The 15,433-nt window shown below is 37.7% G+C and carries 17 protein-coding genes; all 17 read left to right on the plus strand.

The genetic code is table 11. The features are described 5' to 3' along the window. Positions 1–324: 324 nt before the first annotated feature. The 17 genes from treC to AC3WJF_RS13895 all read left to right on the plus strand — a co-directional run bounded on the left by treC (position 325) and on the right by AC3WJF_RS13895 (position 15,249). Positions 325–2,004 carry an alpha,alpha-phosphotrehalase gene (treC, locus tag AC3WJF_RS13815; RefSeq protein WP_492453116.1) on the plus strand — a complete coding sequence of 560 codons (1,680 nt, stop codon included), beginning with the start codon at positions 325–327 and terminating at the stop codon, positions 2,002–2,004. A gap of 198 nt (positions 2,005–2,202) precedes the next feature. Further along, entirely contained in the window at positions 2,203–2,919 is a 717-nt protein-coding gene (gene treR / locus AC3WJF_RS13820; protein ID WP_492453118.1) for a trehalose operon repressor, read from the plus strand. Between the two features lie 356 nt (positions 2,920–3,275). Continuing rightward, positions 3,276–3,809: a nuclear transport factor 2 family protein gene (locus AC3WJF_RS13825; protein ID WP_492453120.1), complete on the plus strand. Its 534-nt coding sequence runs from the start codon at positions 3,276–3,278 to the stop codon at positions 3,807–3,809. A gap of 108 nt (positions 3,810–3,917) precedes the next feature. Next, a complete protein-coding gene (gnd, locus tag AC3WJF_RS13830) occupies positions 3,918–4,814 on the plus strand; it encodes a phosphogluconate dehydrogenase (NAD(+)-dependent, decarboxylating) (protein ID WP_492453122.1) in 897 nt (298 codons plus the stop codon). Between the two features lie 151 nt (positions 4,815–4,965). Next, entirely contained in the window at positions 4,966–5,307 is a 342-nt protein-coding gene (locus AC3WJF_RS13835) for a hypothetical protein (protein WP_492453123.1), read from the plus strand. 115 nt (positions 5,308–5,422) lie between these two features. Then, positions 5,423–6,265 carry a DegV family protein gene (locus tag AC3WJF_RS13840; RefSeq protein ID WP_492453125.1) on the plus strand — a complete coding sequence of 281 codons (843 nt, stop codon included), beginning with the start codon at positions 5,423–5,425 and terminating at the stop codon, positions 6,263–6,265. A gap of 144 nt (positions 6,266–6,409) precedes the next feature. Continuing rightward, positions 6,410–7,771 (plus strand): ATP-dependent helicase ComFA, encoded by a 1,362-nt coding sequence (locus AC3WJF_RS13845; protein ID WP_492453127.1) that lies wholly within the window; start codon positions 6,410–6,412, stop codon positions 7,769–7,771. Then, positions 7,764–8,465, plus strand: coding sequence for a ComF family protein (locus tag AC3WJF_RS13850; RefSeq protein WP_492453129.1), 702 nt, complete (start codon positions 7,764–7,766; stop codon positions 8,463–8,465). Before AC3WJF_RS13845 ends, AC3WJF_RS13850 begins: the two co-directional genes overlap by 8 nt. A gap of 63 nt (positions 8,466–8,528) precedes the next feature. Next, positions 8,529–8,927, plus strand: a complete 399-nt coding sequence (locus tag AC3WJF_RS13855) for a TIGR03826 family flagellar region protein (RefSeq protein ID WP_492453131.1) — start codon at positions 8,529–8,531, stop codon at positions 8,925–8,927. An 84-nt stretch (positions 8,928–9,011) separates the two neighbouring features. Further along, complete coding sequence (gene flgM, locus AC3WJF_RS13860) at positions 9,012–9,275, plus strand: flagellar biosynthesis anti-sigma factor FlgM (RefSeq protein WP_492453133.1); 264 nt, start codon at positions 9,012–9,014, stop codon at positions 9,273–9,275. Positions 9,276–9,290: 15 nt separating this feature from the next. Continuing rightward, positions 9,291–9,770, plus strand: coding sequence for a flagellar protein FlgN (locus AC3WJF_RS13865; protein WP_492453135.1), 480 nt, complete (start codon positions 9,291–9,293; stop codon positions 9,768–9,770). Between the two features lie 33 nt (positions 9,771–9,803). Next, a complete protein-coding gene (gene flgK, locus AC3WJF_RS13870) occupies positions 9,804–11,396 on the plus strand; it encodes a flagellar hook-associated protein FlgK (RefSeq protein ID WP_492453137.1) in 1,593 nt (530 codons plus the stop codon). A 20-nt stretch (positions 11,397–11,416) separates the two neighbouring features. After that, positions 11,417–12,295, plus strand: coding sequence for a flagellar hook-associated protein FlgL (flgL, locus tag AC3WJF_RS13875; RefSeq protein ID WP_492453217.1), 879 nt, complete (start codon positions 11,417–11,419; stop codon positions 12,293–12,295). Positions 12,296–12,339: 44 nt separating this feature from the next. Beyond that, positions 12,340–12,930 (plus strand): DUF6470 family protein, encoded by a 591-nt coding sequence (locus AC3WJF_RS13880; protein ID WP_492453139.1) that lies wholly within the window; start codon positions 12,340–12,342, stop codon positions 12,928–12,930. A 12-nt stretch (positions 12,931–12,942) separates the two neighbouring features. Beyond that, positions 12,943–13,380, plus strand: a complete 438-nt coding sequence (gene fliW / locus AC3WJF_RS13885; RefSeq protein ID WP_492453141.1) for a flagellar assembly protein FliW — start codon at positions 12,943–12,945, stop codon at positions 13,378–13,380. Further along, on the plus strand, positions 13,381–13,608 hold the full coding sequence (gene csrA / locus AC3WJF_RS13890; protein ID WP_492453143.1) for a carbon storage regulator CsrA: 228 nt from the start codon (positions 13,381–13,383) through the stop codon (positions 13,606–13,608). A gap of 147 nt (positions 13,609–13,755) precedes the next feature. After that, positions 13,756–15,249 (plus strand): flagellin N-terminal helical domain-containing protein, encoded by a 1,494-nt coding sequence (locus AC3WJF_RS13895; RefSeq protein WP_492453145.1) that lies wholly within the window; start codon positions 13,756–13,758, stop codon positions 15,247–15,249. The last annotated feature ends 184 nt before the right edge of the window (positions 15,250–15,433 follow it).

Consider the following 15,433-nt stretch of genomic DNA (forward strand, 5'->3'; position numbering starts at 1 on the left):
ACGAGAAACGCGGAACAAACAAGGGAAACCGCGGAACTTTTTCGTGGAACCGCGGAACCACGAGAAGATTGCTGAAAAACTAAGGTGAAACGTGGAACAAACACCGGAAACCGCGGAACTTTTTCGTAAAAACGCGGAACTACGGGAAGATTGCTGAAAAACTAGGGCGAAACGCGGAACAAACACCGGAAACCGCGGAACTTTTACGTGAAAACGCGGAACCACGAGAAGAATGCTGAAAAACTAAGATGAAATGCCGAACAAGTAAACAACGAACCCAATGGAGATTGCAAAAAAACAAAAAATATAAAGTGGTGATATAAGATGACACATCTTTGGTGGAAAAAAGCAGCAGTATATCAAATATATCCGAGAAGTTTTTATGATACTTCTGGGAATGGTGTTGGTGATATTCGGGGAGTAACCGAGAAGCTTGATTATTTAAAAAAGCTTGGCATTGATGTGATATGGCTGACTCCTATTTATCAATCCCCACAACGTGATAACGGTTATGATATAAGTGATTATTATAAAATTTACGATGAATTTGGTACGATGGAAGACTTTGAGCAGCTTTTACAAGAAGCTCATCAGCGTGATATGAAAATCATTATGGATATTGTAGTGAATCACACTTCAACAGAGCATGAATTGTTCAAGCAGGCTCGCTCTTCTAAAGACAATCCATATCGTGATTTTTATATTTGGAAGGATGGAAAGTCTGATGGCAGTGAACCAACGAATTGGGAATCAAAATTCGGAGGTTCTGCATGGGAGTTGGATGAAAAAACGGGACAATATTATTTGCACTTATATGATGTGTCGCAAGCCGATTTGAACTGGGAAAACACAGAGCTTCGCCAAAAAGTATATGAAATGATGCACTTCTGGTTTCAAAAAGGTGTGGACGGCTTTCGTTTAGATGTCATTAATGTGATTTCAAAGGATCAACGATTTCTTGATGATGAAACAGGGGACGGACGCAAATTTTACACTGATGGTCCTAGGGTTCACGAATTTCTGAAGGAAGTGAACCGGGAAGTTTTCTCCAAATACGATTCTATGACGGTTGGGGAAATGTCCTCCACTACAATCGACAATTGTATAAAATACACAAATCCAGCGGAAAAAGAATTAAGTATGACTTTCAATTTTCATCATTTAAAAGTAGATTATGCGAACGGTGAAAAATGGACGAAATCTGCTTTCGATTTTTTGTCCTTAAAAAGGATTTTATCAGTATGGCAAGTTGAGATGAATAAGGGTGGAGGTTGGAATGCATTATTCTGGTGTAATCATGACCAACCACGTGTAGTTAGCCGATATGGAAATGATGGCAAATACTTAGTGGAATCCGCAAAAATGCTTGCGACCACTATTCATATGATGCAGGGAACCCCTTATATTTATCAAGGGGAAGAAATCGGGATGACGAATCCATATTTTGAATCAATCGACGATTATCGTGATGTTGAATCGCTCAATATGTATCGTCTCTTGTTGGAACGAGGCTTAAGCGAAGAGGAAGTACTAAAGATTTTACAGCAAAAATCCCGAGATAATTCGCGCACACCTGTTCAATGGAACTCTAATAAAAATGCTGGTTTTACTACCGGAGAGCCATGGATAAAGGTAGCACCTAATTATCAGATTCTAAATGTTGAAAATGCCTTACAGAATCATAGTTCTGTTTTTTACCATTATCAAAAATTAATTAAGCTTCGGAAAGAGTATGACATCATTACAGATGGCGATTATGAATTAATTTTAGGAGACCATCCAGAAATTTTTGCTTATATCAGAAATGGTGAAAACGAAAAATTATTGGTAGTTAATAATTTTTACGACAAAGAAACTCAGTTTAACTGTCCACTAGAGTTATCCGCTTTTTCGAGCGAGGTTCTAATTTCAAACTATTGTGATACAAAGAATGTTTTTCAAACCATTACCTTACGACCTTATGAATCAATCGTCTTTCATTTGAAAAGGTTGTTTTCGCATTGAATATTGCTTTTCATCATTTGTTATAAATTCTAAACGGGCTTAGTTTTTCTGCATCTTTTCTTATAAAGTTTACTTATGTTTAACTCACAAAAAAGGTTGTCCGTATATAAATGCGAGAAATGAGTCCTTGAAAAAATTGTAGACGTAATAAAATATCGGTAAAATAATAAAAACGATATGTTGAAAGGATTCTAAGGCATGAGGGAAAATAAGTTTTTATCGATATACGAAGAAATTGTCGAACAAATCCAAGCAGGGAAGCTAAAGCCTAATGCGAAACTATTATCCGAAAATGAACTAGTCGAAAAATATGAAACATCGCGCGAGACGGTTCGTAAGGCGTTAAATTTGCTTTCACAAAATGGCTATATTCAAAAAATAAAAGGAAAAGGCTCATTTGTCCTAGATGTTGATCGCTTTGATTTTCCTGTTTCCGGTCTCGTAAGCTTTAAGGAAATCGCTCAAAAAACCGGAAAGCCTTGGCGAACGTTTGTCTATGAGTTGGATGAAATGAAGCCTGATGATTTTATTCAAAAGCAACTGCATATTTCTAGTAAAGATAGCGTTTGGAAGCTTGTTCGTGCTCGGGAATTGGAGAATGAGCGGATTATTTTGGATAAGGATTTTATTCTAAAAAAAACAGTGCCGACTTTAACGAAGGAAATTTGCGAGGAATCCATTTACGAATATTTTGAAGGTGCACTTGGCCTTAACATTAGCTTTGCCAAAAAAGAGATTTCGGTTGAAGAACCTACCTCAGAAGACCGAAAATACTTAGATTTAAAAAACTACGAGCATGTTGTCGTTGTCAAAAACTATGTTTACTTAGAGGATACGAGTCTTTTTCAGTACACGGAGTCACGCCATCGTCTCGACAAATTTAAATTTGTGGATTTTGCTCGGCGTAGACATTAAAGATGCATTTGCCTTCTGAGGGGGGGCAGGTGCATTTTTTTTTGTGCTTCGGCATCCTTGTTTGTTTTGTGGGAAATGCAGGTATTTATACCTAATTCGTGCAGTTCACCGTACATTTCGTGCAGATCGAAGATAGTTTTGTGAGGCTTACTACTAGCTTCGTGCAGTTGCAAACAAAGTTCGTGCAAATCCAGTACTCCTTGAGGTAATTTCCTAAGTCTTGTAAAAATTCAAGAAAAATTCACAATGTGTTAACAAAAGCTCAGCAATATTTCGCCTATCCGAGTTTACTATTTGTATGAACTGCCTAAAATCAATAGAATGAAGGTATTGACCCATAGGAGGTATTCATCACAATGAAGTGGAATAAATTAATCGGCCTTGTTTTCATAAGCGTTCTTTTATTAGCAGCGTGCAGCAACAATGACAACCAGGCAGTTAAGAAGACATCTAATATTAATGAAAATAAAGCTTCCAATAAAAACATCACTACTGATACAAAGATACAATCTTTAACTGAAGCTAAAGGAATTCCCGCCGCAGAGAAAAAAGCATTACTAGCTGTCACTAACCAATATGTAAAAGCCTTTAATGAGAAAAATTTAGACGCCTATATGGCGACCATTTCGAAACATCCAACCTCATTTAAATATGAGGAGGAAAAAGCTTATACAAAAAAGGCTTTTGACACTATGGATATAAAATTGGCCCCAACAAAGATCTCTATTATTGGGTATAAAACTAATGATGCTAATGTCTATATGGAATTAAAAACGACGGTTGTCGCACATGGTGAAAAGGCCGTTAGGAAAAGCCGTCAAGTTAATACTTATCATAAGGAAGAAGGAAAATGGAAACTGACATCCATCATGGCGATGGAAACAAAGTAAGAGTAAATCTCATAAAGACAACTACACAACGGCTAAAATAGTTGCGTGAAAATTTATTTCTTCTATAATGAAGTTATTGTAAAAAAGGTTTGAAGGGTGGTAACAAAAATGCAAATCGGTATGATTGGACTAGGGAAAATGGGGTATCAGCTTTCCTTAAACCTAATGGAAAAAGGATATCAAGTAAGTGCATACGATGTAAATAAAGAAGCGGTTCATAATATTTCTAATGAAGGTGCAGATGGTGCAACAACACTAAAAGAATTAGTTGCTAAGCTTGATCGCCCTCGCAAACTTTGGCTTATGGTTCCAGCAGGAGACATTACGGAACAAGTATTCCAGGAACTTTTACCATTATTAGATGAAAATGATATCGTCATTGACGGTGGAAATGCTCATTATAAGGATTCTCTACGACGTTATGATACTTGTAAAGAAAAAGGCGTTTACTTCCTTGATTGTGGAACAAGCGGCGGTGTAGAAGGTGCACGTCATGGAGCATGTACGATGATAGGAGGAGACCAGGAGGCATTCGCCCAAGTCGAAAACGTATTTAAAGATATCTCTGTTGAAAAAGGCTATCTTTACACTGGAAAAGCAGGCAGCGGTCATTTCTTGAAAATGGTACATAACGGGATTGAATACGGGATGATGGCGGCAATTGCTGAAGGCTTTGAAATCTTGGAAAAAAGTCCATTTGACTATGACTACGAAAAAGTATCTACCGTTTGGAACAATGGCTCGGTAATCCGATCATGGCTAATGGAATTAATGGAAAATGCCTTCTCGAAGGATGCGAAGCTTGATAAAATCAAAGGTGTTATGCATTCATCTGGAGAAGGTAAATGGACTGTTGAAGCAGCACTTGACTTCCAGGCTGCGGCACCAATTATTGCGTTGTCCCTGATGATGAGATATCGTTCACTAGAAGATGATACATTCACAGGTAAAGTCGTTGCAGCACTGCGAAATGAATTTGGCGGACATGCAGTTGTAGAAAAATAATAGAAACAGGCGGGGGGATCCGCCTGTTTTTGCTTTTTTCTTTAGGAGATTTCTCTATTTTTAGTATTTATTTGCTAGGAAAAACCAATTATATGGACTAGACTTTAACGGGAATAGTAATCTAAAATAGTATGCAAGGAGGTGAAAAGATATGGAAAATGGATTAAAAGAAATAATGTCATTATTGGGAGAAATAAACAAGAAATTCGACGCAATTGATAAAAGATTTGATGGTATGGATAAGAGATTCGATGGTCTCGAAACCGAAGTAAAAGGTATGAGAATGGAAATGGAAACAGGTTTTCGAAACGTATATCACAGACTTGATGCACTTGATAACACTACTACAAACCTAAAATATGACATGGATCTTCTTTATGATAAGCAAGGTGAACTTGAACGGAAAATAAATAAGGTCGAGAGAATTCAAGAGGCTTTATTCTACGAAAAAAGCAATAGTCATAAGTCTCAACAGGAACAACCTACAAAATAACAACTTCATACAATAAATCCACCACGAATCTACTATTCCTCATCAATATTACTATAGATTTATTGGATAATCTTTTATATTATGGTAATTAAACAAGTAATAAGGATGAGTGAATATGAAAACTGCCATTGTCACAGACAGTACTGCATATATTCCAAAAGAAATTAGAGAAGAACTGAACATTCATATGATTCCACTTAGTGTCATCATGAAAGGGGAAATATATGAAGAAGAAATAGACTTATTTGCGGAGCAATTTTTCGAAGAAGTGAAGCATTTAGATCAGCTTCCAACCTCCTCTCAACCACCAACGGGTAAATTCATAGAGCTTTATGAAAGCTTAGCAAAAGACCATGATATTATCATTAGTATTCACTTAGCGAGTGGCATTAGTGGGACATACCAGGGAGCCGTGACTGCCAGCACTATGGTCGATGGTGTCAAAGTTTATCCATATGATTCTGAAATTAGCTGTATGCCCCAAGGATTTTATGCAATCGATGCGGCAAAGCTGGCACTTGAAGGAAGAACACCTGAGGAAATTCTCCACAGATTGGACGAGTTAAAAGAATCTACACGAGCTTATTTCATGGCAGATGACCTTTCCCATCTCCACCGTGGGGGCCGTTTGTCAAGCGCCCAAGCTATTATCGGGGGTCTGTTAAAAGTCAAGCCGGTGCTCCATTTTGTCGACATGAGAATCGTTCCATTTGAAAAAATCCGAACAAGAAAAAAAGCAATGAATCGAATGGTTGAATTGCTTGGGGAGGATGCAGCAAAAGGAATCCCACTGAAAGCATCCATTATTCATGCAAACCGTGAAGAAGAAGCGAATGAATGGAAAAATAAATTGGAACAACGATTCCCAAATGTTGATTTTTCCATCAGCTATTTTGGTCCTGTAATTGCCACGCATATAGGGGACGGGGCAATGGGATTGGCGTGGATGTTAAAATAGCACAAAGTACGCCATTCCATTTAGGAGTGGCTTATATTTTTAAATAGTATTGTTGGCATTTATACAGCCTTATGTGTACACATAAGGCAGAAAATCTACAATAATCATTAACAAGCCATTTTTATAAAAGGAGTGATCCCAATATTGTCAATCGAACTACAAACCTACCTTGCTGGCCGCAAACTACTACAAAGCGAAATTCCTCCCACTCTACTAAAAAACAACCAAACACATATTACCTACCAAGACGGAATCATAAAGAATAAGAACCAATGGAAGTGCTCCAGATGCGGAAACACTAACCAGAATCTGTTTGCCACCTATCCATGTGCACTCTGTAAAGTAAACTGCACGTACTGTCGAAATTGCATCATGATGGGGAGGGTCTCCACCTGTACCCCGTTACTTGGATGGAACGGACAAGATCCAGATATACTCCTTCACGATAATCCTCTACAATGGGAAGGACAACTATCAGATGGCCAGCAGCATGCTTCAGTTGCTGTTGTAAAAACTATTCAATCCCAATCCGACCTTCTAGTATGGGCAGTATGTGGTGCTGGAAAAACAGAGGTGCTATTCGCCGGAATAAGCGAAGCACTAAGAATCGGGCATCGTGTCTGTATAGCCACACCAAGAACCGATGTCGTCCTTGAGCTAGCCCCACGTTTCCGAAAGGTATTCCCTTTCACCACAATCTCCGCTTTGTATGGGGGAAGCGAAGATCGCCACCAATACGCTCAGCTTGTCATCTCTACCACCCACCAGTTATTCCGTTTTGAACATGCCTTCGACGTCATTATTATCGATGAAGTCGATGCCTTTCCGTATACGATGGATCAAACCTTACAATGGGCAGTGGAAAATGCAGCGCGAAATTCTTCTGCCAAAATCCACTTAACTGCCACGCCAAACAGTAAATGGCAGCAAGAATGCCTATCAGGGAAACGTAATCATGTCACCATCCCAGCGCGCTTCCACAGGCATCCTCTCCCAGTGCCGACATTTAAATGGTGCGGGAATTGGCGAAAACCAATTGAAAAAGGCAAACTCCCAAGAGTTGTCGAAAAATGGGTTTCCGACCGCCTCCTAGCAAGGAAGCACGCCCTCGTTTTTTTACCAAATATTAAACTTATGGAAATAGCGGCACCTCTGTTCCAAAAGCTCCATCCAAACATCGATTATGTTCATGCCGAAGACCCAAAGAGGAAAGAAAAAGTAGAAAAAATGCGTGCTAAGGAAATTCCAATCTTATTAACCACTACTATATTAGAGCGCGGTGTTACCTTTCCAAACATTGATGTCGCAGTAGTAGGAGCGGAGGATCGAATTTTTACCGAAGCTGCCCTCGTTCAAATTTCTGGTCGGGTAGGAAGAAGTGCAGATTTCCCAAGTGGAGCTATTACATTTTTCCACCATGGACAATCGCAAGAAATGATCAAGGCGCATAAACACATTATCCAAATGAATCGAAAAGCAAAGAAAAGGGGGCTAATTGATGGCTGATTACTGCCTTCTCTGTTCTGTCTGCTTAGTCCCAAGGATTTCGTGGAACTTTTTCTCATTTACATATAAAGAGGAATATCTCTGTTTAGACTGCAAAAAAAAGCTAACAAAAATTTCTGGGAAAACATGTGAAAAATGTAACCGACCACTCACTAAGCTTTCCAATGAATATGTTCAACAGAATACTTGTATAGATTGTATTCGCTGGGAGGAGGATGCGGAATGGAACGGGATTTTAGAAAAAAATATCTCTGTTTATGAATATAATGATTTTTTTAAGGATTTATTATCCCGATTCAAATTTCGAGGAGACTATGTTTTAGCGAAAATCTTTGCACACGATATCCACAAAATAATCAAATCAACAAAGCATGATTATATTGTTCCGATTCCACTAAGTGTAGAACGACTTCAAGAAAGGGGCTTCAGCCAAGCGGAAGCACTTATTGTGGAAGCTGGCCACCTCCCGTATAATGCACTTACTCGTATTCACACCGAAAAACAGTCAAAAAAATCTCGCCATGAACGAATCCATATAGAAAATGTTTTTCAAGCTGTGGAACCCATGCAAGGAAAATCAATTCTGCTTATTGATGACATCTATACAACCGGTTCAACTATCCGGCATGCTGCAAAAACGCTAGTAAATGCAGGCGCAAAATCTGTCGTTTCATTTACAGTTGCAAGAGGATAAACAATTTGAAAAATCAACCGATATAATGTATAGAGAAACATGTAATAGCAGGAGGAAGACCAAATGGCGGGTATAGAAAATTGTCCTAAATGCGGCAGTATATTTGTGAAAAATAATCTTCGTGATGTTTGCGAAAATTGCTATAAAGAAGATGAGAAAAAATATGATATAGTATCAAAATTTTTAAGAAAACGTGAAAACAGAGCGGCAACTATTACAACGATTGTGGAAGCAACCGAAGTCGAGGAGGAGTTAATCTATAGTTGGGTAAAAAAAGGCAGACTACATGCTACACATTTTCCAAACTTAGGATATCCATGCAGTAAATGTGGGACACTCATAAAAGAAGGCACACTTTGTAGAACATGTGCCACTGAAATAAAAAAAGAATTAACACAATTTGAAGAAACAGAAAAGCTAAAAGTCGAAAACACTAGGCATCAAACATACCTTCGTAAATAGTAAAAATAAACTATAAAACATTCGTGAAATCATCCGATATAATAAAAAGAGAAGAAATACGTTCGGTCGAAAGGAGCGTAGACAATGAAAATTAATAATTACAATACATCCGGTATTAATCCATATAAACAGCAAATGAATAAAATGAGTCAACAGAAAAATCTAACGAAGCAAAACGATAAAGTAGAAATTTCGGCAACAGCAAAGGAAATGCAACAAGTATCCAGCATTGAAAAAGATAGACAAAAGAAAGTGGAGCAAATAAAAATCCAAGTAGAAAATGGTCAATATAAGGTGGATCCTCAGTCCGTTGCGAAGGGCATTTCGAAATTTTACTTTGGAAAATAGAAAGGAGGTACCTTCATGTCTGAGCCATTACTAGTTGTTCTCGAAAAATTGTACATGCTACATGAAAGCCTATATAAACTTGCAATAGAAAAAACAACAATTATAAAGGAAAACGACATGGAGTGCCTCCAGCAATTGTTAAAAGATGAACAAACACATATTGCAGCTATTAATACGTTGGAAGTAGAACGTCAAAGGGTAGCAAAGGAATTTTTACATACTAACGAGGATGTAACTATTTCCGACTGTATAGAAGCAGCACCATTAGAACTGAAAAATAAGCTATCATCCTTACAAACTAAAATTATCGATATGATAGAAAAGTTAAAAGAACAAAACGAACTAAATCAATCGTTACTTTATCTATCATTACAATATGTCAACACTACACTCGACATGATTCAACCAAAACCTGAGTCATACACATACGGAAGACCAAATAAACCAAATGCTCCCCAAAAGCCTTCCTTTACTGCATTTGATTCGAAGGCATAATAATGATCAAAATAAGCTAATGGAGGTTTACACATGACTTCAACATTCTTCGGCCTGGAAACGGCGAAACGCGGCATGAACACGCAGCAAAATGCATTATTCGTCACAGGGCAAAATATATCAAATGCCAATACACCAGGATATTCGAGACAAAGGATTAACTTTGAAGCAACGGAACCCTTTCCGCCTGTAGGATTGAATCGTCCGCAAATACCTGGGCAAATGGGAACGGGTGTACAAGCCGGATCTGTTCAACGTGTTCGAGAATCGTTTCTAGACTCTCAATACCGTAGCCAAAATAGTCAGCTTGGTTATTGGAGCTCAAAGGCGGATTCCTTATCCAAAATGGAAGATATTATGAATGAGCCAAGCGATTCTGGCTTAGCTGCAACACTTGGTCAATTTTGGCAATCATTGCAGGATTTGAGTGTGGACCCGGAAAATGATGGGGCGCGTTCAGTTGTATTACAACGTGGACTAGCGGTTACGGAAACTTTTCATTACTTAAGTCAGTCCCTTTCAAGCATAAAGCAAAATATTGGCGATCAAATTAGTGTATCTATTAAAGATGTCAATTCGATTTTAAAGCAAATAAGTGAAGTTAATAAACAAATAGCAGCTGTTGAACCAAATGGTTACTTGCCAAATGATTTATATGATGAGCGTGATCGTTTAGTAGATCAGCTATCTTCCTATGTAAACGTAAGAATTGAACCTGTCAAAAGCGGTGGAAACTCCTCTCCAATAGCTGAGGGAATATATAATATAAAAATGGTAAACTCAGATGGTACGGAGATTGATCTAGTCCATGGCTCTAAATACAATAGCTTTAACATAAAAGGTGGATCAGATAGTAATGGCGATGGTGTACTTGATCAAACCTCTGGAGATGCTATTGAAGCATTTGTAATAAATGGAGTAGAAATAAATGTTGCAGACTTGTCGCAAGGGAAACTAAAGGGATTATCAGAAAGCTTCGGATATAAAGATGCAAATGGTAATATCAAAGGGACTTACCCGGATATGTTAGACCAATTAGATAAGCTAGCATTTAGCTTTGGGTCCGTTTTTAATCAAGTTCACAGCAAAGGATTTACATTGGATGGACAGCAAGGTGAAGACTTCTTTGACTTAACTGCTATTACAGATGGTTACAAAGGTGCAGCAAGTTTAATTGAAATGGGAAAACTATCTAATAAAGACATTGCCGCTTCCACCGCAGCAAATAATGCAGGTAACGGCACAAATGCTATTAATCTATCGAATGTTTCTAGTATTGATTTTTCCAAGCCATTCACTTTAGAAGGCTTTGATGCAAATAACCCGCAAACAATAACATTTGACGGCCTGCCTTTTAAAACAGGTTCAATAAATACTAATTATCAAAGTATTATCGGAAAGCTTGGAGTGGATGCACAACAAGCGAACCGATTAACGACTAATAGCTATACATTACTACAATCTGTCGATCAAAATCGCCAATCCGTCAGCTCTGTATCCTTAGACGAAGAAATGATTAACATGATAAAGTTTCAACAAGCTTATAATGCTTCAGCACGAAACATAACGATTGTAGATGAAATGCTCGATAAAATTATTAACGGTCTTGGAACCGGTGGAAGATAGGTAGGTGGTTAGAAATGACAATGCGTGTGACACAATCTATGTTGTCCAATAATTTTTTGAATAACTTAAATACAAGCTATGAAAAAATGGGGAAGATTCAAGATCAAATTGCTAGCCAAAAAAAAATTACACGGCCTTCAGATGATCCAGTTATTGCTATGAAAGGGATTGGCTACCGAACGAATCTACAAGAAGTAGAGCAATACAAACGAAACTTCTCTGAAGCACATAACTGGATAGATAGCTCAGATTCAGCCTTAGATGAGGCAACACAAGCGATGCAAAGGATTCGCGAAATAACAACTGAAGCGGTAAACGGAACATTAACAGATGATCAACGAGCAAATATCGCTAAAGAAGTTAGCCAGCTTAGGGATCATTTAGCTGATATTGCAAATACAAAGGTTGGCAATAAATATATTTTTAACGGTACAGATACTACAAATAAACCTGTTGATTTAACGCAAAGTCCAATCCAAGTTTCAACCAACACAAATCCAGTGAAAATTGAGTTATCCAAAGGGGTTTATATTCAAGTTAACAGCGATTCAAACAGCATATTTTCAAAACAATTTTTTGATGATCTAACATCTCTAGAAAATGATTTGAACTCTGAAAATCCAACTGATCTTAATAAATATTTAAGTACACTAGATGCCCATATCGATAAAATTGTAAATGAGCGTGCAACAATTGGGGCACGGAGTAACCGTGTTGATTTGATGGAAGATCGTATTGGTCAACAAGAGGTTAGTGCAACGAAAATGATGTCGGATAATGAAGATGTCGATATGGATAAAGTCATTACCGATCTCGTGAATCAAGAAAGCGTCCAACGTGCTGCTTTAGGTATCGGAGCGCGAATTATTCAACCAACATTACTAGACTTTTTAAGGTAGGAGCTATTCACTATGGATAGCTTCTTTTCATAGAGGTGATATAGATGAACTTTCCGCAAATACGATTGCAATCAACAAACGCACAAATTCAAATCAACACCACCCCAGCCCAACAATCTATTGAACAGCCCGGTCCAGATTTAGATATTCAGCAGCCACCAGCTGAGCTTCATATTGATCGAACTCCCGCAAAGTTGACAATCGATCAATCTCAAGCTTGGGCTGACATGGACTTAAAACCTATTTCACAGAGGTGGCGTGATGTTGCTGGATTTGGTCACCGAGATTGGCTGGAAGGAGTTGCAAGGAGAGCGGAGGAAGGCAACGAACTCATGAGAATAGAGAATAAGGGTAATCCTATAGCTACTATTGCTAAACGGAATAGTGAAAAACCTCAGTACGATTTCAATATAGGTTACATACCAACTGCAGGAAGTGTGAAAGAGCATTTTGAACCAACAAAACTGGATATCCAATGGGATCTCAAATATCCAATTAATAATACAAAGGTAAGAAAACCTATTATAGATTATAAACCTGGAACGGTAGATGTCTCACTAAAACAACATCAAGAATTAAACATTGACTTTGCCAATTTGAAGTATGTTGGAATTAATTATGAGCAAGAAATTTAGGAGTGAGGAATCATGAAAATACAAACAAAATATCATGGATCGAAGGATATAAATACAGAAGAAATTTGGCAGTTTGCAAATGGCATTCCGGGATTTCCTGATGAAAAGGAATTTATCCTATTAAGTTTACCTGAAAATGATGTTTTCTCCATCCTCCAATCTGTTCAAACAGCAGAAGTGGCCTTTGTCATTGCCAATCCATTTTCTTTTTTTCAATCCTATGAATTTTCTATTGATGAGCATTCATTGGAACAATTGGGGCTGCACAAAGAAGAAGATGTTAAAGCATTTGTCATCCTAACCGTTCAAGAGCCATTTGAAAAAACGACAGCTAATCTTCAAGCACCAGTAGTCTTCAATCAACAAAATAATAAAGCAAAGCAACTTATCTTAAATGATTCTTCCTATACAACCAAACATCCACTTTTCAATTTAAAAGGGGTGAAATAAATGCTTGTCCTTACACGAAAGAAAGGGGAATCCATTCAAATTGGTGAAGACATTGAAATTACCGTCTCCGCTATTAAAGGAGATCAAGTAAAGATTGCTATAAATGCCCCTAAGAATATTGAAATTCACCGAAAAGAAATCTATATTGACATTCAAAATGAAAATACGGAAGCTACCAAGGAAATAAAGAACTTATTTGGAATCTTAACTCCGTCAAAAAAAGATTAAAAAAATATCAAAAAACTATTAAACCTCCTCGAATTCTGTCGATATAAACTGTGTAAGAGATAAATGAAATACCGGCCGGCTTTCATTTATCCCTAATATCCAAGTGTTCACAAGGATGTGAACCGAACATTCAAGGAGGAAAAATAAATGCAAATTAATCACAATTTAGCAGCGTTAAACACTTTAAACAAACTAAACACTGCTTCAACAGCTCAAGCTAAGTCAATGGAAAAATTATCATCTGGACTTCGTATCAACCGTGCAGGTGACGATGCAGCAGGTCTAGCAATTTCTGAAAAAATGCGTGGTCAAATCCGTGGTTTAGACCAAGCTAACCGAAATGCTCAAGATGGTATTTCTATGATTCAAACTGCTGAAGGTGCTCTTAACGAAACACATGACATTCTTCAACGTATGCGCGAACTTGCTGTTCAAGCTGGTAATGATACAAACACTGATTCCGATCGTGGAGAAATTCAAAAAGAAATTAACCAACTTACATCTGAAGTTAATCGTATTGGTAACACTACTGAATTTAACACTAAGAAATTATTAAATGGCGGTAAAGAAGATGTTGCAGTTAACTCCATTACAGCTGGAAAAGCTGAAGTAACTGCAGTAAAAGGAGAATTTTCTTTTAAGTATTCTGATTTGGGAACTCTTAACGATGGTGATACGGTAAACATTGGTGGAACAGATTATACTTATGATAGTACTGGAACTGCTGGTTTCAAGGACGCAGATTCTCTAGCAACTGCAATTAGTGGAACTTACACTGCAGCGAATACTGGTGGGACAATAACTCTAACACAAGCTACAGCAGCTAATGATACTACTGGTCCTGCAGTAAAGGATGTTAGCGGTGCCGCAGTTTCAACGACAGTTGATAAAGCTGGTGTAACTGGAGTAACAGCAGTTGCAGGTAAATTTGAATTTACATTAGATACCTCTAAGCTTAAAGATGGTCAAATATTATCCATTGGTACCAAAACTTACACTTTTAATTCTGATGGATCTGGTGATTTTAAAGATCTAGCTTCTTTAAAAACAAAAATTGATGGTGATGGCGACTACACAACAGCAGTTAGTGGTAATAAAATAACATTCACACAAACTACTGGAAATGAATCAAATGCAGCAGCGCCAAAAGTATCTATTCAAACAAACACTACTGGAAACTTTACTGCTAGTCTTCAAATTGGTGCAAATGAAAGCCAATCAATGACAATAGATATTAATGATATGAGAGCAAGTGCTCTTGGTTTAACTGGAACTGATGCAAGTTATACTAAATCAACAGATGTAAGTAACGGTACTGATTCTACTGGAACTGAATCTGCATTAGATGTATCTACTGCAACAAATGCTGCAAATGCAATTACTAAAATCCAATCAGCAATTGATCAAGTTTCAGCAGAACGTTCTAAACTTGGTGCTAACCAAAACCGTTTAGAACACACAATCAATAACTTAAGCACTTCTTCTGAAAACTTAACAGCTGCAGAATCACGTATTCGCGACGTAGATATGGCGAAAGAAATGATGAACCAAACAAAGAATTCAATTCTTTCTCAAGCAGCACAAGCAATGTTGGCTCAATCTAATCAGATGCCTCAAGGAGTTTTACAACTCTTGAGATAATGATTAAAGGGCGTCTAGCTTGGTAACGAGCTAGAGTATCACTGGGTGAATTGCTGGAACTTCCTAAAGCTTTATCAACCACAACGTAATTGGAAACGATCAACGTGATGGTCTAAAAATGATGAAGATGATACAATGGATAATCAGCAGCCAAGCTCCTGTCTCGAAAGGGTGGAGAAGGTTC

It is taken from the genome of Heyndrickxia sp. FW510-T9, from assembly GCF_058781025.1.